The following is a 21,206-nucleotide window of genomic DNA, read 5'->3' as shown; positions in this document are numbered from 1 at the left end:
CTGGCCGGCTTATTGCCGACATGATGATCCCTCCGGCTACCCCTTCCGGCGCCGTGCGCGCAGATGCTTGATGACGAGCTGGATCGCGATCGCGGACATCAGCACGGAGAAGGCGGCGTTGGACCAGAACGGCGAGATGGCGTGCGCGGTCAGCAGCCCGAGCGGGGACGCGACGCAGGCGCTGATGCCGACATACGCGGCGATGCGCAGGTCCAGGTTGCGGCGGCGGGCGTTGCCGATAGTGGCCGAGATCGACCCCGGCACCATCATCAGCAGGGACGTTCCCTTGGCGATGAGGTCGCTGGCACCGAAGAAGAACATCAGGACAGGCACAATGATGATGCCGCCGCCGACGCCGAGCAGTCCCGAGAGGATGCCGGTGACTGCCCCGGCGAGCACGAGCGCCACCCCGACCAGCGGCGTGAGCGGGATGACGTCGTCGCGCTGCGGGATCACGATCCAGAGGCTGACGATCACGGCGGCGAGGAACCCCAGGAACAGCCAGAACAGCACGTTCCTTGGCAGCCTGGCCAGCAGGTAGGTGCCAAGCTGGGCCCCCACGACAATCCCGGCGGCGAGCAAAAGGCCGGCCAGCCAGTCGACGCTGCCGGTAAGGGCGTAGCCGGCCGCTCCGACCACCGACGCAGGCAGGACTGCTGCCACGGAACTGCCCGAGGCGAGGCGCTGGTCGACGCCGAGCAGGAGCAGCGCCGGCACGATGACCACCCCGCCCCCCACGCCGAAGAGTCCCGAGAGGTAGCCGGTGGCGAGCCCGAGAAGGATGAGGACCAGCGCAGGGACCGCAGGGCGGGCAAAGGTGGCCGAGGATGTTTCGGTCTGTCTCGTCATGAGGTTCGCACTTCGTTCTGTTCAGCTTCGACGACGATCGCCGAGCCGTCGGATCGCGGGTCGCTTGCGGCATCGAAACCTGACTCCAGCACCCGAATGACATTGGAGTGGCCGAGGCGTTCATCGCGCGGCGGTACGACCTTGAGCTCGCGGGAGTGGTTTTCGAGCGACCGGAGCGCCGCGGCGGAGACGTCCGCTTCGACGGTCAGCGTGGCGGGGGTGTCACCGTCGTCCTGGGCGCCGACCGCCCAGCGTGCCGCACTTGTCGCTTCGATCGCCGAAGCGCCGCCGAGCAGTCTCAGCAGCAGGTGCGCGTGGATCTGTGGCTGCGCCTGGCCGCCCATCGTTGCAAGCGCATAGGCGAGCTGCCCGTCGCGAAGGACGAGCACCGGCATGAGCGTGTGCGGCGGCCGCCGCCCGGGGGCAAAGGCCGCCGGGTGCGCAGGGTCCAGGGAGAACGAGGTGCCGCGGTTCTGGAAGAGGATGCCCGTTGAGGGCTCGAGTACGGCAGCACCGAAGGCCCAGTAGACCGACTGCACCAGCGAGACCGACCAGCCGTCCTCGCTGGCGGCGACCAGCCCGACCGTGTCGCCGCTGGCAACCCGGGCATCGTTCTCGGCCTCCGCTGCCGCAGACAGTGAGACCAGGCCTTCGACATCGATCGGAGCGGTGTCGGGGTCGGCGAGCCACCGGGCACGGACGCGGTTGTTTTCCGCGAAGATCCCGGCGAGCCTGCCTGCGTCCGCACCGAGCGGGTCGGCGAGGTGCTCGGTTTCGAGGGCCCGGAGGGTGCGCAGCAGCGAGAAGCCTTGCGTGTTGGGCGGGCTCGTCAGGACCTCCAGGCCAAACGCCTTCCCGGCGATCGGCCTTTCGACGGTCGGGGCATACCCGGCAACGTCCTCGGCGGAAATGCGGCTTCCGAGCGCCTGGAGGCCGGCGATCCACCGGCCGGCGACCTCGCCCGTGTAGAACTCGTCCGGGCCGTGGGCGATGAGGCGTTCGAAGGTGCCGGCAAGCGCGGGCTGGCGCAGCAGCTCCCCCTCGGCCAGGGGGGTGCCGCCGGGCAAGAAGACATCACGGCAGCCAGGATCGGCGGACAGTGCCGCACGCTCAAGGTGGATCGCCCGTGCCATCGACCTGGCCAGCGGGGCGCCGTCGCGGGCGAACCGCAGGGCCGGCGACAGCAGCTCCTGCCAGCCGAGCCGCGCGCCCAGACCGGCAAGGGCGGCCCATCCGCGGACACCGCCGGGCACGGTGACGGTGTCGATCCCGCGGTCGGGAAGCGCATCGCCGTGCCGGAGCCGGAGGGCCTCCAGACGCTCGCCTCCTGCGGCCCGTCCGGTGGCGTTCACGAACCTGACCTCGCCCGAAGGATCGCGCACGATGGCCACGAGGTCACCGCCCAGGGCGACATTGTTCGGGTACACCACGCAGAGGACCGCGGCCGCGGCGACGGCCGCGTCGATGGCGTTGCCGCCCATGCGGAGCGCTTGGGCACCCGCCTCGGTGGCCAGATAGTGGGAGGTGGACACAGCCCCGCCGGTTGCTCCGGACGGCGATGCGGACGTAGGGCTCATGCCTGCTCCTTAATCTGGGGGGTCTCCGCGGACGAGGCGGCCTTGAGCGCCTCGCGCAGCACTGTTTCGACATGGGCGCGGGCTTCGGCCTCGGCCTGCTCGGCATCGTTCCGGGCCAGGGCTTCGAAGATTTTGCGGTGGGCCTGGCTTGAGGCCAGCCGCCGTTCCGGGCTTTGCACGCTGTGCCGCCTGCTTGGCGCGATCTCAGTGGCGATCAGTTCGGTCAGCTGTGCCAGCAGCGGATTGTGCGTGTACTGGGAGATCGCCTGATGGAACACCCTGTCGAGTTCGGCATATCTTTCGAGATCCGTCTCCTGCTCCATTTCCTCAACGAGCGCGCGAAGCTGCTCGGTGTCCCGGAGCGTCAGGCGCTGCGCCGCGAGGGCGGCGATCGGAGGTTCGATGATGGCCCGGAGCTCCATGATCCGGGCCAGCTCGACCGTACCGTTGGCCGGGTGGAGCAGTGCGGAAATCGCACTGCCGGCCTGGCCGCTGCGTGCGGCGGTTGAACGCACCGTCGTGCCGCGTCCCGGCTTCCGGTCGATCAGGCCGCGCGCCTCCAGTTCGCGCAGGGCCTGGCGGATCGAAACGCGTGAGACCCCGAAGAGCTCGCCCAGCTCCTGCTCGGTGGGCAGACGGTCCCCCGGCTTGAGCTCGCCTTCAAGAATCAGCCGTTCGAGATCGACGGCCAGGCGGTCCGGAACCGACAATGCCGGCGACCGACGCAACGATGACCATTCCATTTCCGACTCCTCCTTGACCCGGTTTCCCAGTGGCCCCGGCCGCGGCCGTTGGGTCAACTCTGATAAATAGCTTGACAGTTTGTCCTACCAACTGTCAAAGTTTCGCCAACACCCAGAATCCAGATGGAGGGCACCATGAGCACTACCATTTCGCTTCGCCGGGCGGCCTATGCAGGGGCCGCAGTGATCGCGCTCGCTCTCGCCGGCTGCGGCGGCCAGTCCGGCCAGTCGGCCGCCCAGGACACCCAGCCGGCGGCGCAGGGTGCCGCCGCAGATCTGCCGCTCGTCAAGGACGGCGTGCTGACGTCCTGCGCGAATTTCGGCACTCCGCCCAACATTTTCGCCAAGGAGGACGGCACTCCGGTCGGCGCGGAAGTGGATATTGCGAAGAGCATGGCCGAGGAGATGGGGCTTGAAACGGCCTTCCCCGAATACGCGTTTTCCGGGCTGATTCCGGCCCTGCAGGCCAAGCAGTGCGACGTGATCATTTCCTCGCTGTACATCAAGCCTGAACGCGAGGAGATCGCCGACTTCGTGCCGTACCTGCTGTCCGGGTCCGGCGTCGCGGTTTCGAAGGAGAACCCGAAGAATGTCACCGGCTACGACGACTCGCTCTGCGGGGTCCGCGCCGTTGGCATCACCGGAGCCACCGGCGCGAGCCTGCTCGAGGAGAAGGCCGCGGAGTGCAAGAGCAAGGGTCTCGAGCCGGTCCAGGTCACGCTCCTGGACCGGAGCGCGGATGCCCTCCAGCAGGTGATGGCCGGACAGTCCGATGCGTTCCTGGACACGGCCGAGCTGATGGGCTACTACGAGAAGCAGTCCAACGGCGAGTTCGTGGTGGTGGGCGAGCCTGTCGGCCAGATCAAGATCGGGGCGGCGACGCTGAAGGAGAACGCCGAACTGCACGAAGCCCTGCAGGAAGCCTTCAACAAGGTTGTCGACAGCGGCCGCTACGCCGAGATCCTCAAGGAATGGGGACTTGAGGCGCAGAACATCGCGAACGCCTCCTAAGCAGCTGGAGGAACGACATGAAATTCGACTGGTCCTACTTCTGGCAAAGCCTGCTCGCCCCGAGCCCGCAGTTCCTCAACGGCCTCGCGCTGACCATCATCATCTCGGTGGTTGCCATGGCGCTGGCCTTCCTGCTCGGCCTGGTCATCGCGCTCATGGGCCGGAGCCGGTTCCTCCCGTTCAAGCTCTTCGCGAGCCTGTACATCTGGGTGATCCGCGGGACGCCGCTGCTGGTCCAACTGGTGATCATCTATACCGGCTTCGCCGCGGCAGGCCTGTTCCGCTTCGAGGACGTTGACCTCTTCGGCGCGATCATCAAGGGAGCGGTCCAGGCGGCGATCGTCGGCCTCATGCTCAACGAAAGCGCATACATTTCGGAAATCGTCCGTTCCGGCCTCGAGTCCGTGGACCGGGGCCAGAACGAAGCAGCCCTGTCCCTGGGCATGACCCCGATGCATGCGATGCGCAAGATCATCGTTCCGCAGGCCATCCGGACCATGGTCCCGCCGCTGGGCAACTCGTTCAACGGCCTAATGAAGAGCACGTCGATCCTGTCGATCATCGGCGTCAGCGAGATGTTCCAGGTCGGCAGCACGATGAGCGCTTCGACGTTCAAGGTGTTCGAGATCTACATCGTGGTCGCCCTCTACTACCTGCTCCTCACCACGGTGTGGACCTTTATCCAAACCGCCATCGAGAACACACTGAACGTCCGTGCCGGCCTGCCGCCCGCCGAGTCTGTCTTCAAGCGCCTCTTCGGGGTCAGAAGCCGCAAGCAGCAGACGACGAGCACCCCCGCCCTGCAGCCCGCCGACATCGCCTGAGGGAGTGGAAATGACGATGTACACCGAACCGGCTCCCACGGAGCGCGGCCCCATCGTGCAGGCGGTTAACGTCTGCAAGTCGTTCGGGGACAAACGAATCCTCACCGACGTGAACCTGGAGGTCGCACGCGGAGAGGTGGTGGTCATGGTCGGGCCCTCGGGAGCCGGCAAGACCACCATGCTCCGCACGCTCAACGGCCTCGAAGCCATCGACTCCGGCGAGATCCGGGTGAACGGCGAGCTCCTCGGCCAGCGCGTGAACAAGCAGGGCAAGCTCGTCGAGCGGTCGGCACGGGACCTGGCCCGGCAGCGGGCCAACATCGGCTTCGTGTTCCAGCACTTCAACCTGTTCCCGCACATGAGCGTGCTCGAGAACATCTGGCACGCCGTCGTCGAGGTGAAGCACGAGAGCAAGTCCGAGGCCGTGGCCTACGCCCGGGAACTGCTCGGGCGCGTCGGGCTCGCCGACAAGGCGGATGCCAGGACACGCTCCCTCTCCGGCGGCCAGCAGCAGCGCGTGGCCATCGCCAGGGCACTCGCCATGCGGCCGGCCCTCATGCTGTTCGACGAACCGACCAGCGCCCTGGACCCCGAGATGGTCGGCGAGGTCCTTGCCGTCATGCGGGACCTCGCGAACGCCGGCATGACCATGATCATCGTCAGCCACGAGATGGGCTTCACGCGCGAAGTGGCTGACCGGGTCGTCGTCATGGATGCAGGGCGCATCATCGAAAGCGGCCCGCCCGCCCAGGTCTTCGCGACGCCGCAGCACGAGCGGACCCGGCAGTTCCTCTCCAACGTGCTCGCGTAATCCAGCGCGGCTGCCTCCGGCAGCAAAAGGCCTTGGCCCCCTCAGACGGGAAGCCAAGGCCTTTTGCTGCCGTCCGGGCTGCCATACCGGCAGTTCGGACTCCATGTGGTTGATGCGGCCAGCTATTCCTTCGCAGCCGGGGCCTGCGCCGCCATGGCCGACAGCAGCGCGTCCACCAGGCCCACGTAGACCTCGAAGAAATCGATGGACCGCAGCTCTTCGCGCACCGCCGAGACGTACGGATAGTCCTCGGGCCGGGCCGGCCGGTACTCCTGGACCCAGGTGGAGGCCACCGAGGACCCGGTGTCGTCCTGGGCTACCTGCGCAGCGTGGCTGCCGCTGACCGCCAGGACGAACTGGCTGTACATGTGGTACTGCTTCACCGCCGCTTCGCCCCGCCAGCCGGCCTGGTGGAGGGCCGCCAGGATCGCGTCCACCACCCGCAGTTCGTTGGGGCCGCCGGTGAGCAAATGGTAGGTCTGGGCCGCTGCGGCCGGATGCCGCTCGAAGGTGCGCCACGCCCGGTAGGCCAGGTCGCGCAGCGAATCCAGCCAGGACACAGCCGGCACATATCCGTCGATCGACTGCCGGACCAGCTCGTCCGCTACGGCAATGAGGATCTCCTCCCGGCTGGAAAAATGCCGGTACATCGCCGTGGGCGAGGCACCAAGCTGCTTGCCCAGGCGTGCGAACGTCAAGCCGTTCAGCCCGTGCTCATCGAGGATCTGCACGGCCGCGGACACAATGGCGTCCCGGCTCAAAGCGCCGCGCTGCAGCCGCCGCCCCTTCGACGGGGCCGGCTCGGCTTCGTTGGTCATGGTCATGGCAGGTCCTCATCCGGCTGGTGTTGTTCTTCAAGGCTATGCAGTGCGCCAGCTTTTGCGGACCATCCCCGCCTGAGAACAACTCGTCACAAGTTAGTGAACGCTATTGACTAAGTCATTCACTATTGTTCACTATATCCCTATGAGGCGGATCACATAACCCGGGAATCCGCTTCCGGGGACCGAACCACAGCCTCCCCGTCCCCTGCTTCCATGCCGCCGAGGGCGGCGAATCCTGAACTGTCCTGCACCGGGATGCCCGGTGCCCAATTACTTCAGCCAAAGGACCTCAGCAATGACGGAAACCCGCACCGAAGCACCCGCCCGCGCCGCCGAAACCGCCCCTGCCCTGCGCTACGCCTTCACCATCGTGGCCGAGGTGGATCCCCATATTCCGCTCAACGAGCGCGGCACCGAGCGGCTCGACTTCATTCCGATCACCGGCGGCAGCGTCCACGGCGAAATCGAGGGTGAGGTGTTTCCCGGCGGTGGTGACTGGTGCATGACCCGGGCCGACGGCGGCTTCGAGGTGCAGGCGCGCTATGCCATCCGAACTGCCGCCGGCGAGTTCGTGGACATCGTCAACACCGGAGTGCTGCGGCATGTCGACGGCGAGACCGGCGGCCCGGAAGACATGGGCTACTTCCTGACGACGCCGGTCTTCCGCACCGCCGCGCCCGCCCTGCAGTGGCTGACCCGCTCGGTCTTTGTGGGCAAGGCCCGCACGCAGCTGACCGCAACCACCATCGACATCTACGAAGTCCTGGCCGCCTAGGCACATTCCCGGACCCTCATTTCCCCTTCCTTTCGAAAGGACCACCATGCACCGCAGGGCCACTCTGCCGCTCGCCTTGGTTTCCGTCACCGGCTTGCTGCTTGCCGGCTGCACCACCGGCGGCTCCGCCAGCAGCAACGCGCAGGCGGGCGACGGCGCGCCGTCCCCTGACATCATCCGCACCACCATCGACCTTCCCGCCAGCTTCGACCCGACCAAGGGCCTGTCGCTGCCGGACTTCCTGGCCGCCCGCATGAGCTACGACACCCTGGTCCGCAAGGACGCGGACAACAAGCTGGCACCGGGCCTGGCCGCGAGCTGGGAGAGGACCGCCGACGGGGCCGTCTTCACCCTGCGCAAGGGGGCGACGTGCTCCGACGGCACCCCGATCACCCCCACGGTGGTGAAGGAATCCTTCGAGTACTTAACCAACCCGAAGACCGCCGCCGCTGCCGCGCCGCAGGTCTTCGGCCCGGCCGGCAAGCCGGTCTTCACCGCCGACGACGAGGCGAACACCCTCAGCATCACCCTGGCCCAGCCCTGGCCGGACATGCTCACCGGCCTGTCCATGTCCCCCACCGGGGTGATCTGCCCGGCCGGCCTGAAGGACACTAAGGCGCTGGCCGCCGGCGAGGCTGCCGGCTCCGAATCCGGGCCGTACACCCTGGCCTCGAAGGAACACGGCGTGCGCTACACCTACGAACTGCGCGGGGACTACAACGCCTGGCCGGAATACTCCCAGCAGATCGACGGGCAGCCGGCGAAGAAGATCGTCTACAACGTGATCACGGACAAGAACGCCACCGCCAACCAGCTGATCAGCGGGCAGCTGGACATGGGCTTCGTCAACGCCACCAGCCTCAGCCGGTTCGACGGCAATGACAAATTCACCGTCACCAACGAGCCCTTCTCCGACTTCTTTGTCATGTTCAACCAGCGCGAGGGTAGCCCGTTCACCGACCCGGCCGTCCGCCGGGCCGTGGCCCAGGTCCTGGACCGCAAGATGTTCGAGAACATCACGTCCAGCGGTTTCGGCCAGGTGACCACGCAGCTGGTGGCCGAAGGCACCGTGTGCTCCGATCCGGCCCAGTCCCCGGTCATTCCGGTCGATACCGCGGCTGCGAAGAAGGTGCTCGACGGCGTCGCCATCCGCATGGTCGGCGCCCAGATCCTCGGCCCCCAGGGCTCCGGCAATGTCTACGTGCAGGAGCAGCTGCGGGCCGCCGGCGCCACCGTGAAGCTGGACAACCTCGACGTCGGAGGCTGGATCAGCACGGTGTTCGGCAAGCCCGGCGACTGGGACATGACCGTCTACGCGGACCTGAACTTCATGGGCACCATGGCCAATCCGCTGGCCTCCTTCATGGGCCCGACCATCCAGGAAGGCGGCGGCAACATCGGCGGCGCTAGGAACGAGGCGGCCCAGGCCGCGTTCGGCAAGTTCCTGACCGCCAAGGACCAGGAAGCGCAGTGCGCCGCGCTGGAGGAGAGCATGAACGCCCTGATCGAGAACGCGGACGCCATTCCGCTGTCCAACGATCCGCGCCTGATGGTCGCGGCCGACGGCTTCACCGTCACCTCCCTCGGCGGCGCGCTGGACGACCAGATCATGCGCATCACGAAGTAGCACCTGCCCCTCTTCACGATTGGACGACCATGGACCCCTTTGGTTCCGCAGTATCCCTTGCCCGGATGATCAGGACGCGCGAGATCAGCCCGGTCGAAGCCGCCGAGGCCTACCTGGCCCGGATCGACAAATACAACCCCGAGCTGAACGCCGTCGTCTGGCGCAATGACCAGGAAGTGCGCGCCGCCGCCCGGCGCGCCGAGCAGGAGGTCATGGACGGGGCGGACCTGGCCCCGTTCCACGGCGTGCCGATCCCCATCAAGGACCTGACCAGCGTCAAGGGCCAGCCGAACACCTGCTCGTCGCTGGCCATGTCCGATGCCCCGCAGGAGACGAGCGACCTGTGTGCGCAGAAGCTCGAGCAGGCCGGGTTCATCTTCATGGGCCGGACCAACAGCCCCGAACTCGGCCCGCTGACCGTCTCCGAGAACGCCCGCCACGGCACCACGGCCAACCCGTGGAACCATGACTACACCCCCGGCGGTTCCAGCGGCGGCGCCGCCGCGGCGGTGGCCGCTGGCCTGGCGCCGGTGGCCCATGCGTCCGACGGCGGCGGCTCCATCCGCGTCCCCTCCTCCGCCTGCGGCATTGTGGGCCTCAAGCCCAGCCGCGGCCGGATCCCGCAGGAAGTGTTCGGCTGGGAGCATTCCACCACCGAAGGCGCGGTGGCCCGCCACGTCGAGGACGCCGCGGCCGTACTGGACGCGCTGTCCGGACCGGACCTGCACAGCTGGTACTCGGCACCCGCCCCGGAGCGCCCGTTCGCCGAGGAAGTGGGCCGGGACGCCGGCAGGCTGCGCATCGGGCTGCTGCTCGAGGCGCCCACCGGCCTGCCGGTGGACGCCGAATGCGCCGCGGCCGCGGAGAAGCTGGCCGGGGTGCTCGAGGGCCTGGGCCACGAGGTCTGCCCGGCCAGCCCGGTGCTGTACTCCCGCGAAGCCGGCGAGGCCTTCCAGATGATCATCGGCGCATCGCTGCATGCCATCGAGTACGAAAACGTGGACCTGGTGGACCCGTTCATCAGGCACCGGCTGGACCAGGCCCGGCAGTTCCACGCCGGCCAGTACGCCCAGGCAGCCGCGCGGCTGCAGCTCGAATCCCGCCCGCTGGTTGCCCAGTGGGGCCGGGACTTCGACGTCCTGCTCACCCCCACGATGGCCTGCGAAACCCCGCGGACCGGCACCGTCTACCACGAGGCCAACACCGACCCGTCCGGGCCGCGGCTGACCGAGATGCGGATGATCTCCTTCACCTCGTTCTGCAACATCAGCGGCCTGCCGGCGATCAGCCTGCCCGTGCACACCTCCGCCACCGGCCTGCCGGTCGGCGCCCAGCTGGTGGCCGGTCCCTACCAGGAAGCCACCCTGGTCCGGCTGGCCAGCGCCGTCGAAGCCGTCATGGACTGGACCCGGACCATCGCCCCGCAGTACGCGTAACCGGCGCGGCGGCATAGGGAAAGACACCAAAATGACTGTCACTGCAAACACCGCTGCCGGACCCGGACCGCAGGCACCGCAGGCGGGCGTGTCCCGCAGGCCCGGTTCCCACTGGGCCGGCTTTGCCCTCCGGCGCGCCGGCGGCCTGCTGCTCTCGCTGGTCATGCTCATCGTGCTGACCTTCATGATCGTCCCGCTGATCCCGGGCGATCCGGCCCAGGCCATCGCCGGCACCGACGCCTCGCCGGAGACCGTGGCGCAGCTGCGCGGGCAGATGGGGCTCGACGACCCGCTCCCGGTCCGCTTCGCCGACTACGTGGCCGGGCTGGCGCAGCTGGACCTGGGCAACTCGTTCCGGTTCAATGACGCGGTGGGCGGGATCATCGCCACCAAGCTGCCCTATACCGCCCAGCTGGCGGCGATGGCCATCATCCTGGTGCTGGCCATCGCCGTCCCGGTCGGCATGGCCGTGGGCATCCTCACCCGCGGCGGACGGCGCCGCTGGCTGGACCTGGCCTTCGGGAACGTCGCAGGTTTCCTGGCCTCGCTGCCGGGCTATGTCACGGGCACCCTGCTGATCGTGCTGTTCTCCATCCTCTGGCGGGTGCTGCCGGCCGGCGGCGCAGACAGCCTGCAGGCGCTGATCCTGCCCACGGTGGCCCTGGGCATCGGGCCGGCCTGCGCCGTCGCCCGCGTGGTGCGGCAGGAAACGGCCACCGTGCTGGAGCAGGACTTCATGCGCACCGCCCGCGGCCGCCGGCTGCCGCCGCTGCGGCTGTACCTGCGGCATGCCCTGCCCAACCTGCTCACCAGCACACTGACCCTGACCGGGCTGATCCTGGCCAGCCTGCTCGGCGGCGCCATCATCATCGAGACCGTGTTCAACTACCCCGGGCTGGGCAACGAGATCGTCCAGGCCATCATCTACCGCGACTACCCGCTCATCCAGGGCATCATCCTGGTGGTCGGGCTGATCGCGACCGTCCTGAACCTGCTGGTGGACCTGGTCCTCGGCATCATCGACCCGCGAACCCTGGGGGCCAAGTCCCATGGCTGATACCGCCACCGTTTCCGCACCCGGCCTGAAGCGCTCCTTCCGCTGGAGCCCCGGACTGATCCTGGGCATCGTCCTGATGTCCCTGGTCGCGCTCACCGCCGTCGTCGCACCCCTGGCCCTCGCCGGGCCGGCCGAAACCCTGACCCCGGACGCCCGCCAGGGCACCAGCGCCGCACACTGGATGGGCACCGACGACTTCGGCCGGGACATCCTGGCCCGGTCGCTGGTGGCGGCGCGGCTGACCCTGCTGATGTCCCTGGGCGCCACCGCCATCTCGGTGCTCTGCGGCGTCGTCATCGGTTCCGCCGTCTGGCTGGCCCCGCGATGGATCCGCGAGCCGGCCCTGCGGCTGATCGAGGCCGCGGTGGCCTACCCGTCGCTGATTTTCGCCCTGCTGATTGCCGCCATCCTCGGCCCGGGCAGCACGACGGCGGTGGTCGCCATTGGCGTCGCCGGCATCCCGGGCTTCGCCCGGCTGACGGCCAACCTGGCCGCCTCGGTCTCGCACCGGAACTACGTCTCCACGGCCCGGCTGCTGGGCGTGCCCGGGCACAAGATCATCACCCGGCACCTGCTGCCGAACATGGCCGAGCCGCTGTTCGTCATGGCCACCTCCAGCTTTGCCCTGTCCCTGCTGGAGATCTCCAGCCTCTCCTTCGTGGGCCTGGGCGTACAAAGCCCCGAGTACGATTTCGGCCGGCTGCTCAACGAGGGCCTGAACTCCATCTACGCCCAGCCGCTGCAGGTGGTGGCCCCCTCGCTGATGCTGGTCGTCACCGGCCTGGGCGCCATGCTGATCGGCGACGGTCTGGCGGCAGCGGCGGACCCCCGCGGGGGCCGCAGACACTTCGCCGGCCGGAAGGCCCTCTCCCGCCCCGCCTCGCTGGACCCGGCCCCGCAGGCCCTGCTGGAGGTGGACAACCTCACCGTCACCTCACCCGCAGGCAACCAGATCGTCAAGGGCATCTCCTTCAGCATCCGGCCCGGCGAGGTCCTGGGCCTGGTGGGCGAATCCGGCTCCGGCAAGTCCATGACCGCCATGTCCGTGGCCGGACTGCTGGCGGACGAACTCTCCGTCCGGGCACGGACCCTGCGCCTGGACGGCCTGGACCTGCTCACCACCAGGGACGCCAAGGCCCTGGCCACCGGCATCGGCCTCGTCTACCAGGACCCGGGCACCACCTTCAACCCGGCCCTGCGCATGGGCCCGCAGCTGACCGAGGTCTCCCGCGTCCATCTGAAGAAGCCGCGGCGCCGGGCGGATACGGACATGGTGGAGGCGCTGGACGACATGAGCATCCAGAACCCCCGGCTGCGCATGGGCCAGCATCCGCACGAGCTCTCCGGCGGCATGCTGCAGCGCTCCATGATCGCCGCCTCCACGGTGTCCCAGCCCAAGCTGCTGATCGCGGACGAGCCCACCACCGCCCTGGACGTGACGGTGCAGGCCGAGGTGCTGCGCAAGTTCCGCAAGATCAACAAGGAACACGGCACCGCCATCCTGTTCATCTCCCACGACATCGGCGTGGTGCAGGAGCTGTGCGACCAGGTGCTGGTCATGTACCGCGGGCAGATCCTGGAACGGCTCAGCGCCGCGGACCTGAAGGCCGGCAACGTGCGCCACCCCTACACCCAGGCCCTGCTGGCCGCCACCCCCAGCATGACCGAAACCACTGACCGGCTGGCCACCGCCAAATGGCAGCCCGAGGACGAACTGGAAACCACCCGATGACCCATCAGACAGCCACCCCGGCAGCACCGCAGGCCCCGGCCGGCTCCACCGACTGCCCAATGCTCTCCGTGCAGGACCTTACGGTCGTCCTCGGCTCCGGGGCCCGCTCAGCCACCATCCTCAAGAAGGTCAGCCTCGACGTCCGGCGTGGCCGTACCGTGGGCCTGGTCGGCGAGTCCGGCTCGGGCAAATCCACTCTGGCCAGGACCTTGGTTGGCGCCCTGCCACCAAGCTCCGGGCGCATTGTGTTCAACGGTGCCGAGGTCGGCCGCATGACCCGCGCGCACACCAGGAAGCTGCGCCGCCAGGTCCAGCTCATCCCCCAGGACCCGTACTCGTCCCTGAATCCGCGCCGGACCATCGGCCAAGCCCTGGCCGAAGCCATCGACCCACTCCGTGCCGACCCGGTACGCGAAAGGTTCCGGATCTCGCACTGGCTGGCCAAGGTTTCGCTGGACCCGGAGGCGGCCGGCAGGTACCCGCACGAGTTCTCCGGCGGCCAGCGGCAGCGGATCGCGATCGCCCGGGCCCTGGCCGTGGAGCCCGAGCTGGTCATCGCCGACGAGATCACCTCCGCCCTTGACCTGACCACCCAGGCGGAGATCCTGAACCTGCTGGCCGACCTGCGCCGGGAGCTGGGCCTGACCATGCTGTTCATCTCGCACAACCTGGCCGTGGTGCGCCATGTCAGCGACGAGGTGGTGGTGCTCTACCGCGGCGACGTGGTCGAATCCGGGAACGTGGATCGGGTGTATGCGGCCCCGGAACACCCCTACACCCGGCGCCTGCTGGACTCCGTGCCGGGCGGGCCCGGCTTCAACATCGACGCTGATCTGGAACCTGCGGACAGGGCCGCCGGGTAGGGACCGGCCCCCGTTTTCCTGTACAGCCTTCCAAGGCCGGGCGTACGCTGGAACGAAGCCGACCCTCACGTGCCCAGCGGCCGCGGCCGCAGATAGCCCAGGTGCGAGATGCGCTTGAATAGCCGCCTGCCTGCATCCGCCGCCATTGCGGCGGGGCTGCTGTCGCTGGCCGCGGCCTGCGGGCTGGTAGCGGAGGACGGCGGCGGCCAGGGTTCCGAAGAGAATGCCGGCTCGGACAGCAACCAGGACTCCAGCAACAACCGGGGCTCCGGGGAATCCGCCCCGGTGGAAACGGTCGGCGGCCCGGACGACGGCACCTACGTGCCCCCGGGGCCGCCGGCGCCCGCGGGTCCGCCGGCGCCGGAAGGCGCCCCCGTGCTGGGATGGCTGCCGGTCGGGCCGGTGGGCCGGGACGATCCGACCTGGTACCTGTACCTGAAGAGCGGGAACTGCGAGCAGGTCCCGGAGCCGAACGAGCCGCCCGACACCGTGGAGGACGTGGCGAAGCTGTTCTGCGCGGCCGTGACGGGGGACGAGTCCGCCTGGGCGCCCGCGGCCGAGCAGCTGGCCGGGCTCTCCGTGACGGAGGATTCGGACTGCTGGTCCCGGGCCGCCTACCCGGTGCTGCAGTCGGTGGTGGATTTCCACCAGCAGAACCCGGGGACGCCGTTCCAGCTGGCCGAGGGCAGCGGACTGGCCTGCGAGCCGACGTTCTACGACCTGGACGATGACGGCAGCGACAACAACGGCCGCAATGCGGCCGCGTCCGTGTGCGGCGGCACGACCATGCACATGGTCGGAACCTTGGGCGGCCTGCCCGCCGGCAGCATCCGCAGCGTCACCGTCGACACCAAGCCGGAGCCCGCCACGGTGCCGGTCGAGCAGGTCGGGCCCGACTTCGTCTTCCTGGCTCCGCCAACGGCGGAGGAAGGGGTGGTGTCGGTCAGCGTGGCCGACGGCGACTGGCTGGTGACCGAATCGGTGGACCTGCAGTACCTTGGCGACCCGAGCACCTGCCCGGGATTCGAGTCACCGGACCCGAGCCCGTCCGTGGATCCCGGCGAACCGGACCCCGGCGAGCCGGATCCGGGTGAACCGGACCCCGGCGAGCCAGATCCGGGTGAACCGGACCCCGGCCCCAGCCTGCCGCCGTCGTCGCCTGCCGCAGGCAGCGCGCCGTGACGGAGGCCGGCGGGGACGCGCGCTCGCTCTGGTCCCGCTCCCTCGGCGTCATCTCGGCCATCGGCCCGCCGATCACGGTGGCCACCGCCCTGCTGGTCTATTTCGGCTGGGCCCGGGCGAATGCCCAGGCCGAAGACATGGGCCTGGATGAGAGCCTGTTCGGCTACGCCACGCAGGACTACATCCTCATCAGCATCAACGCCCTCTACCTGCCGCTGGTCTGCATCCTGGTCGCCGGCGTCGTCTGGCTGGCCCTGGACCGGTGGCTGCGCCGCCGGATCGACGAGGGCCGCCACCAGGAACTGATCGCCCGGGTTGCCGGCATTGCCGCCCTGGCCGCCGTCGCCGTGGCCGGAACCGGCCTGCTGCTCGCCATCGGCCAGCCGACCCGGGCGGCCATCTTCGCCCCGTATGTGATGGCGGTCGGGGTGCTCCTGGCGGCGTGGGGCCTGCGGCTGCGGCGCCACGCCCGCGCCGGACACGCCCCGGTCCTGAGCGTGGAAGAGCGCGCGGTGGAAGCCACCTTGGTGTTGAGTATTGTGACGCTGCTGCTGTTCTGGGGAACCGCCGACTATGCCCAGGCGGTCGGACGCGGGCTCGCCGCCAGCTTCGAACGGCGCGTGGAGTCCCTGCCCCGTGCCGAGGTCTACAGCGAGAAACCGCTGGGCATCGGGGTGGAGGCTGTCAGCGTCACGAACGTCGGCACCAGCGAGCAGCCCCTGTACCGGTACGGCGGCCTGCGCCTGCTGGTGCTCAGCGGCGGACGGTTCTTCTTCCTCCATGACGGCTGGACCACCGAGGAGGGAACCGTGGTGGTCCTGCCCGATGACAACTCCATCCGCGTCGAGTTCGGAAACTAAGCACCGCGCCCCCCATGGACGGGAAACCATAGGGCTTCCGGATCGGTCCGCCAATTTCGAGTCCAAATATGAACGCTGTTGACGTTTGTGACTGCGTCTCTTGGAATGCGACGGCGCCAGCCGCTTGTATGGTCACGTAACCATCCCGAGCGGCCGAGAGACCTGGATCGACGACGCCGCAGCAACCCTCCGGACGGAGCCTTCCGTCTGGAACGGTGCTACTGCCAGGACCGATGGAGAAGCATGTGCTGACCGTGGTCCGCCCTTGGCATGCCCGCGTGCATGCCCGCGGGGCGACCCGCAGCTGCCGCGCGGCTCCCTCGGGCCGACGACCAAGGAGCAGCACGTGAAGAAGTCCCCCCTTGTCCGCCCCGCCGGATCCCTCGCCGCCAAGTCCCTGGCGCTGTCGGCCGCAGCAGCCCTGGTGCTGACCGGCTGCTCGCTCAAGGAACCGCAGGCCGCCTCCAACGCCGCCCCGGCCTCCGGTGCCGCGGCGGCCCCGGCCGCGGCCCAGGACATCCCCTCGCTCGAGGGCAAGACCGTGGGCATTGCCGCCAAGGACATCGTCCACGACTTCAGCCGGGTGGTGTACGACGCCGTCCAGGCGCGCGTGAAGGAGCTCGGCGGCAAGGTCATCGCCACCCAGGCCGAGGCCAAGGACGATAAGCATGTCTCCGATGTCGAGAACCTGATTTCGCAGAAGCCGGACGCCATCGTGGTGATCCTCGGGGACAAGACCACGCTGACGCCGGCCCTGAAGAAGGTGGACGCCGCCGGCATCCCGCTGTTCACCATCGACTTCCAGTCCGAGTTCTCCGCCAACAACGTCACCAGCGACAACTGGGCCATCGGTTCCACCGTCGCCCGCACGCTGGCCGAGGACATCGGCGGCAAGGGCCAGGTCCTGGTGTTCAACGGCTTCCCGGGCGTGGCTCCCTGCCGCATCCGCTACAACGAGCTCAAGCTGGTGCTGGAGGACTACCCCAGCATCAAGCTGATCCAGCCCGAGCTGCAGGACAAGTACGAGGGCACCGTCGAGGATGCCAAGCAGCAGGTCAACGACGCGCTCCGCCGCCTGCCCAAGGGGCAGATCGACGCGGTCTGGTCCTGCTGGGACATCCCCCAGATCGGCGCCGCCCAGGCCATCGACGCCGCCGGACGGGACGAAATCAAGGTCTACGGCGTGGACGCCGAGCCCGGCGCGCTGGATTTGATCGCGGATCCGGAATCCTCCTACACCGGCACCGTGGCCCAGCAGACCAAGGCGATGGGCGCGCAGTCGGCCGACAACGTGGCCCTGTTCCTCGGCGGCCAGCAGGACAAGGTGCCCACCACCAGCTACCTGGATCCGGTGTTCATCAACAAGGAGAACGTCACCGAGGTGCGCAGTGAGCTCGGCCTCTGATACCCCGGGGGCCGCATCCGCCCCGCTGCTGTCCATGCGCGGCATCAACAAGGCCTTCGGCGCCGCGCAGGTGCTCACCGACGTCCACTTCGAAGTCCATGCCGGGGAAGTGCGCGGCTTGGTCGGGGAAAACGGCGCCGGCAAATCCACGCTGATCAAGATCCTGACCGGCCTCTACCAGGCGGACTCCGGAACCATCGAGTTCGGCGGCGCCAAGGTGTCCATTACCTCGCCGGCCGACGCCGAGCGGCTGGGCATCCACGTGATCCACCAGGACCGGCACCTGGCCGGCCGGCTGACGGTGGCGGAGCAGCTGTACCTGGGCCGCAGCGAGGGCCGCTACGGCTGGGTCTCGCGCCGGCAGCTGAACCGCCGGGCCGCCGCGGACCTGGAGCGCACGGTGGGGCTGCGCGTCGCGCCGGACCTGCTGGTGGACGAGCTGACCGTGGCCGAGCAGCAGCTGGTGCAGATCGCCCGTGCGGTGCTGGCCGGGCCGAAGCTGCTCGTGCTGGACGAACCCACGGCACCGCTGGCCTCGGCCGAGGTGGCCCAGCTCTTCGCCACCATCAGGACCCTGCAGGCAGCGGGCGTGCCCGTGGTGTACATCTCGCACTACCTGCAGGAGCTGCGGCAGATCAGCGGCACGGTGACGGTGCTGCGCAACGGGGCCAACGCCGGCGAGGTGGACCTGGCCGGCCGGGACGACGCCCTCGAGCAGGTGGTGGAGCTGATGGTCGGCCGCGAGGTCGAGGAATTCGACCGCACCCGCACGGCCGCCCGCACCCCGGATCCTGCCGGCGAGGCCCTGTCCGTCATGTCCCTGACCGTGCCCGGGGCACTGCGGGATGTCAGCTTCACGGTGCGGCCGGGCGAAGTGGTCGGGGTGACCGGCCTGGTCGGGTCCGGCGTCGACGAACTGGCCGACGCGGTCACCGGCAACCGCCGGCACGGCGGCCGGGTCAGCCTCGGCGGCCGGCCGGTCCGCTCCCCCCGGGCCTTCGTGAAGGCCTCGGGCGCGTACGTGCCCGCGGACCGCCGCAGGGACGGGGCGCTGGTGCGCAACACCATCCAGGAAAACATCAGCCTGGTGGCCCTGGACAAGGTCACGGCCTGGGGCGGGCTGATCCGCCGCCGGGCCGAGAAGGCCCTGGCCCAGGCCCAGATTTCCCGGCTGGACATCCGCCCGGCCCGGCCCCAGGCCGTGGTCGGCCAGCTCTCCGGCGGCAACCAGCAGAAGACCGTCCTGGCCCGCTGGCTGGCCGCGGAGTCGAAATTCCTGGTGCTGGACCAGCCGACCTCCGGCGTGGACGTGGGCAGCCGCGCCCAGATCTACGCCCGGATCAACGACCTGGTGGACGCCGGCGCCGCGGCCCTGCTGGTCACCGTGGACCTGGAGGAGCTGGTGGGGCTGGCGGACCGGATCCTGGTCTTCTTCCGCGGCGAAATCGTGGCCGAACTGCGCCGGGGCGAAGCGACCACTGACCGGATCCTGGCCCTCGCCTCGGGCGCGGGCCAGGCAGGTTATGCCGACGCGTCCGGCAGCGCCGGCGCCGACACCGAACTGGAGTTCGCATGAGTACCGCAGCAGCAACGCCGCAGACCGGAGCCGCGCAGCGCGCGCCGCGCCGCGGCGCGCCCGCCTGGCTGTCCTGGGCCGGCTACGCCACCGTGCTGGCGGTGGTCCTGGCCCTGGCCGCGTCGTCGCCGAACTTCCTGGTGCCGGCGAACCTGGCGGCGGTGCTCAACCAGGCAGCCGTCTACGCCATCGCCGGCTTCGGCCTGGCCGTGGTCATCGTGACCGGCGGGGATGACGTCGTCGACGGCGGCATCGACCTGTCCGTGGGTGCCGTGGCCGGCCTGGCCGGCACCGTCGCCGCCGTCGCCTCCCAGGCCGGCCTGCCGCCGGTGGCCTCGATCGCCGGGGCGCTGGCCGTGGCCGCCGCCGCCGGTACCGTCAACGGCGCGGCCGTGGTGCTGGGCCTGCGCCCGCTGCTGACCACGCTGGCCACCATGGGCATCGCCGGCAGCCTGACCCTGGTGATCAGCAACAACGTCAAGGTCCCCTTCACCGGCGCGGCCTTCGAATGGCTGCGCGACGGCTCCCTCGCCGGGCTGCCCGTGGCCGTGGTGGTGATGCTCGTGCTGTTCGCCGTCGTCGGCCTGGGCCTGGGCAGCACCAGCTGGGGCGTGCGCAGCTACGCCGTCGGGCAGAACCCGACGGCGGCCAAGGTCGCCGGGATCAACCCGCGCAAGTACATCTTCAACAGCTACCTGATCTCGGCGCTGCTGGCCGGCATCGCCGGCCTGCTGCTCTCGGCCAGGCTCTCCGCGGCCGTTCCCGGCGTCGGCAACCAGATCCTGCTGGACATCATCCTGGTGGCCTTCATGTCGGTGGTCTTCTCCCGCCGCCTGGTGGTGACCATCACCGGCACCCTGGTGGCGGCGCTCTTCATTGCGGCCCTGACCAACGGCTTCACCCTCCTGGGTGTGGCCAGCCAGTGGGTGGGAGCCGCCAAGGGCGTGCTGATTCTGGTGGTGCTGGCCGTAGTGGCCATCCGAGGACGGAGTGATGCCAAATGACCGCAACAGCTACCCGGAACCGCCCGGGCCTCCGGCCGGCGCCGCGCGCGGCCGATATCCTGCCGCGGCTGATCGCCCCGCTGGTGCTCGCCGCGATCATGCTGGCCTTCTCCGTGCTCACGCCCACGTTCCTGACGGGCGATAACCTGCTGGCGGTCCTGAACCAGACGGCCATCCTGGCCCTGGTGGCCGCGGGCATGACAGTGGTCGTCCGCAGCGGCGGCATCGACCTCTCCGTCGGGGTCGCCTTGGACCTGGCCGCCCTGGCCGCCGCCGCCGCGATCGCCGAGCGCTACGTGCCCTGGGTGGCCGTCGTGGTGGGCCTGGCCTTCGGCCTGGCCGTCGGGCTGGTCAACGCCTTCCTGATTGTGGTGCTGCGCATCCCGCCGTTCCTGGCCACGCTGAGCGTGTGGTTCATCGGCACCAGCGTCCAGCAACTGCTCACCGGCGGCGGGGCGCCCATCTACCTGGTGCGTTCCCAGGTTCCGGAGGGCTTCGCCCTCTGGGGCAACGGCTACCTGCTCGGCGTGCCCTTCCCGGTGGTGGCCGCCGTGCTGGTGGCCGGCGTGGTGTACCTGGCGCTGGACGGCACCCGCTGGGGCCGCGAGCTCACGGTGACCGGCGAGCAGCCCGGCGCCAGCCGGATCTCCGGCAAGCGCGTGGGCGCCCTGGGCGCCTCCGCCTACGTGCTGGCCGCCGGGGTGGCCGCCCTGGCCGGCGTGGTCCTGGCCTCCCGGACCTACGCGTTCATTCCCGCCAGCGGGCAGCTGTACGTCATGGACGCGATCGGGGCGGTCTTCATCGGCGCCACGCTGAGCAAGTACGGGCGGGTTTCGGTGCCCGGCACCATGGTCGGCGTGCTGATCTTCGCCCTGCTGGCCAACGGCATGAACCTGGCCGGCCTGTCCTTCTTCTGGCAGGGACTGGCCCGCGGCCTGGCCCTGCTGCTGGTGCTCCTGCTCGGCGTCGTGCTGGCCCGCCAGCGCACCTCCCGGGTCCGCCCGCCCGCCACCGCCACCACCGCCGTCCCGGCACGGAAAGGATAAGCCC

Annotated in this window: 19 protein-coding genes and 1 riboswitch; of the genes, 15 read left to right on the top strand and 4 right to left on the bottom strand. The window is 69.4% G+C overall.

The genetic code is table 11. The features are described from left to right. Positions 1-36: 36 nt before the first annotated feature. Genes HGG74_RS07975 through HGG74_RS07965 form a run of 3 tightly spaced genes read right to left on the bottom strand, consistent with a single transcriptional unit; the run spans position 37 to position 3,169 of the window. Positions 37-849, bottom strand: coding sequence for a sulfite exporter TauE/SafE family protein (locus tag HGG74_RS07975; RefSeq protein WP_168485814.1), 813 nt, complete (start codon positions 847-849; stop codon positions 37-39). After that, complete coding sequence (locus tag HGG74_RS07970) at positions 846-2,426, bottom strand: gamma-glutamyltransferase family protein (protein WP_168485813.1); 1,581 nt, start codon at positions 2,424-2,426, stop codon at positions 846-848. Before HGG74_RS07970 ends, HGG74_RS07975 begins: the two co-directional genes overlap by 4 nt. After that, positions 2,423-3,169, bottom strand: coding sequence for a FadR/GntR family transcriptional regulator (locus HGG74_RS07965; protein ID WP_168485812.1), 747 nt, complete (start codon positions 3,167-3,169; stop codon positions 2,423-2,425). The genes HGG74_RS07970 and HGG74_RS07965 overlap by 4 nt, the downstream gene beginning before the upstream one ends. A 135-nt stretch (positions 3,170-3,304) precedes the next feature. On the opposite strand from HGG74_RS07965, the gene HGG74_RS07960 reads away from it, so the two are divergent. The 3 genes from HGG74_RS07960 to HGG74_RS07950 are packed head-to-tail and all read left to right on the top strand — an operon-like array spanning position 3,305 to position 5,815. Next, positions 3,305-4,180 carry an ABC transporter substrate-binding protein gene (locus HGG74_RS07960; protein WP_168485811.1) on the top strand — a complete coding sequence of 292 codons (876 nt, stop codon included), beginning with the start codon at positions 3,305-3,307 and terminating at the stop codon, positions 4,178-4,180. 17 nt (positions 4,181-4,197) lie between these two features. Continuing rightward, positions 4,198-5,004, top strand: a complete 807-nt coding sequence (locus tag HGG74_RS07955; RefSeq protein WP_168485810.1) for an amino acid ABC transporter permease — start codon at positions 4,198-4,200, stop codon at positions 5,002-5,004. 10 nt (positions 5,005-5,014) lie between these two features. Next, a complete protein-coding gene (locus HGG74_RS07950; protein WP_281356091.1) occupies positions 5,015-5,815 on the top strand; it encodes an amino acid ABC transporter ATP-binding protein in 801 nt (266 codons plus the stop codon). 122 nt (positions 5,816-5,937) lie between these two features. Here HGG74_RS07950 and HGG74_RS07945 read toward each other — a convergent pair whose 3' ends face one another. Then, positions 5,938-6,639, bottom strand: coding sequence for a TetR/AcrR family transcriptional regulator (locus tag HGG74_RS07945; RefSeq protein WP_205761564.1), 702 nt, complete (start codon positions 6,637-6,639; stop codon positions 5,938-5,940). A 295-nt stretch (positions 6,640-6,934) separates the two neighbouring features. Here HGG74_RS07945 and HGG74_RS07940 point away from each other — a divergent pair, with 295 nt between their 5' ends. From HGG74_RS07940 to HGG74_RS07885, 12 genes are all read left to right on the top strand, one after another. Continuing rightward, entirely contained in the window at positions 6,935-7,414 is a 480-nt protein-coding gene (locus tag HGG74_RS07940) for a DUF3237 domain-containing protein (protein ID WP_168485809.1), read from the top strand. Between the two features lie 46 nt (positions 7,415-7,460). Further along, positions 7,461-9,041, top strand: a complete 1,581-nt coding sequence (locus HGG74_RS07935) for an ABC transporter substrate-binding protein (RefSeq protein WP_168485808.1) — start codon at positions 7,461-7,463, stop codon at positions 9,039-9,041. Positions 9,042-9,106: 65 nt separating this feature from the next. Further along, positions 9,107-10,477 carry an amidase gene (locus tag HGG74_RS07930; protein ID WP_246262736.1) on the top strand — a complete coding sequence of 457 codons (1,371 nt, stop codon included), beginning with the start codon at positions 9,107-9,109 and terminating at the stop codon, positions 10,475-10,477. 31 nt (positions 10,478-10,508) lie between these two features. Continuing rightward, positions 10,509-11,534 carry an ABC transporter permease gene (locus HGG74_RS07925; protein WP_168485806.1) on the top strand — a complete coding sequence of 342 codons (1,026 nt, stop codon included), beginning with the start codon at positions 10,509-10,511 and terminating at the stop codon, positions 11,532-11,534. Continuing rightward, positions 11,527-13,266, top strand: coding sequence for a dipeptide/oligopeptide/nickel ABC transporter permease/ATP-binding protein (locus HGG74_RS07920; RefSeq protein WP_168485805.1), 1,740 nt, complete (start codon positions 11,527-11,529; stop codon positions 13,264-13,266). The genes HGG74_RS07925 and HGG74_RS07920 overlap by 8 nt, the downstream gene beginning before the upstream one ends. Beyond that, positions 13,263-14,129: an ABC transporter ATP-binding protein gene (locus HGG74_RS07915; protein WP_168485804.1), complete on the top strand. Its 867-nt coding sequence runs from the start codon at positions 13,263-13,265 to the stop codon at positions 14,127-14,129. The genes HGG74_RS07920 and HGG74_RS07915 overlap by 4 nt, the downstream gene beginning before the upstream one ends. A 108-nt stretch (positions 14,130-14,237) precedes the next feature. Next, positions 14,238-15,311, top strand: a complete 1,074-nt coding sequence (locus HGG74_RS07910) for a hypothetical protein (RefSeq protein WP_168485662.1) — start codon at positions 14,238-14,240, stop codon at positions 15,309-15,311. Continuing rightward, positions 15,308-16,171, top strand: a complete 864-nt coding sequence (locus HGG74_RS07905; protein WP_168485803.1) for a hypothetical protein — start codon at positions 15,308-15,310, stop codon at positions 16,169-16,171. The genes HGG74_RS07910 and HGG74_RS07905 overlap by 4 nt, the downstream gene beginning before the upstream one ends. Positions 16,172-16,308: 137 nt before the next feature. Next, positions 16,309-16,411, top strand: a riboswitch (SAM riboswitch). A gap of 106 nt (positions 16,412-16,517) precedes the next feature. After that, on the top strand, positions 16,518-17,576 hold the full coding sequence (locus HGG74_RS07900; RefSeq protein ID WP_168485802.1) for a substrate-binding domain-containing protein: 1,059 nt from the start codon (positions 16,518-16,520) through the stop codon (positions 17,574-17,576). Continuing rightward, the gene (locus HGG74_RS07895) at positions 17,560-19,152 is read left to right on the top strand and encodes a sugar ABC transporter ATP-binding protein (RefSeq protein WP_168485801.1); all 1,593 of its coding nucleotides are present in this window, start codon (positions 17,560-17,562) and stop codon (positions 19,150-19,152) included. The genes HGG74_RS07900 and HGG74_RS07895 overlap by 17 nt, the downstream gene beginning before the upstream one ends. Continuing rightward, positions 19,149-20,156 (top strand): ABC transporter permease, encoded by a 1,008-nt coding sequence (locus HGG74_RS07890; RefSeq protein ID WP_168485800.1) that lies wholly within the window; start codon positions 19,149-19,151, stop codon positions 20,154-20,156. The genes HGG74_RS07895 and HGG74_RS07890 overlap by 4 nt, the downstream gene beginning before the upstream one ends. Then, positions 20,153-21,202, top strand: a complete 1,050-nt coding sequence (locus HGG74_RS07885; RefSeq protein WP_168485799.1) for an ABC transporter permease — start codon at positions 20,153-20,155, stop codon at positions 21,200-21,202. The genes HGG74_RS07890 and HGG74_RS07885 overlap by 4 nt, the downstream gene beginning before the upstream one ends. The last annotated feature ends 4 nt before the right edge of the window (positions 21,203-21,206 follow it).

It is taken from the genome of Arthrobacter mobilis, assembly GCF_012395835.1.
GTDB classification, from domain to species: Bacteria; Actinomycetota; Actinomycetes; order Actinomycetales; family Micrococcaceae; genus Crystallibacter; species Crystallibacter mobilis.
The sequence above is the reverse complement of the archived record's forward strand: the minus strand, read 5'-3'. Positions and strand labels throughout refer to the sequence as shown.

Excerpts from the sequence above, each read along its gene's own strand:
- HGG74_RS07945 (WP_205761564.1), bottom strand. The coding sequence starts at position 6,639 with ATGACCATGACCAACGAAGCCGAGCCGGCCCCGTCGAAGGGGCGGCGG.
- HGG74_RS07970 (WP_168485813.1), bottom strand. The coding sequence starts at position 2,426 with ATGAGCCCTACGTCCGCATCGCCGTCCGGAGCAACCGGCGGGGCTGTG.
- HGG74_RS07885 (WP_168485799.1), top strand. The coding sequence starts at position 20,153 with ATGACCGCAACAGCTACCCGGAACCGCCCGGGCCTCCGGCCGGCGCCG.
- HGG74_RS07965 (WP_168485812.1), bottom strand. The coding sequence starts at position 3,169 with ATGGAATGGTCATCGTTGCGTCGGTCGCCGGCATTGTCGGTTCCGGAC.
- HGG74_RS07920 (WP_168485805.1), top strand. The coding sequence starts at position 11,527 with ATGGCTGATACCGCCACCGTTTCCGCACCCGGCCTGAAGCGCTCCTTC.
- HGG74_RS07975 (WP_168485814.1), bottom strand. The coding sequence starts at position 849 with ATGACGAGACAGACCGAAACATCCTCGGCCACCTTTGCCCGCCCTGCG.
- HGG74_RS07910 (WP_168485662.1), top strand. The coding sequence starts at position 14,238 with ATGCGCTTGAATAGCCGCCTGCCTGCATCCGCCGCCATTGCGGCGGGG.
- HGG74_RS07890 (WP_168485800.1), top strand. The coding sequence starts at position 19,149 with ATGAGTACCGCAGCAGCAACGCCGCAGACCGGAGCCGCGCAGCGCGCG.
- HGG74_RS07925 (WP_168485806.1), top strand. The coding sequence starts at position 10,509 with ATGACTGTCACTGCAAACACCGCTGCCGGACCCGGACCGCAGGCACCG.
- HGG74_RS07940 (WP_168485809.1), top strand. The coding sequence starts at position 6,935 with ATGACGGAAACCCGCACCGAAGCACCCGCCCGCGCCGCCGAAACCGCC.
- HGG74_RS07955 (WP_168485810.1), top strand. The coding sequence starts at position 4,198 with ATGAAATTCGACTGGTCCTACTTCTGGCAAAGCCTGCTCGCCCCGAGC.
- HGG74_RS07950 (WP_281356091.1), top strand. The coding sequence starts at position 5,015 with ATGACGATGTACACCGAACCGGCTCCCACGGAGCGCGGCCCCATCGTG.
- HGG74_RS07960 (WP_168485811.1), top strand. The coding sequence starts at position 3,305 with ATGAGCACTACCATTTCGCTTCGCCGGGCGGCCTATGCAGGGGCCGCA.
- HGG74_RS07930 (WP_246262736.1), top strand. The coding sequence starts at position 9,107 with ATGATCAGGACGCGCGAGATCAGCCCGGTCGAAGCCGCCGAGGCCTAC.
- HGG74_RS07915 (WP_168485804.1), top strand. The coding sequence starts at position 13,263 with ATGACCCATCAGACAGCCACCCCGGCAGCACCGCAGGCCCCGGCCGGC.
- HGG74_RS07935 (WP_168485808.1), top strand. The coding sequence starts at position 7,461 with ATGCACCGCAGGGCCACTCTGCCGCTCGCCTTGGTTTCCGTCACCGGC.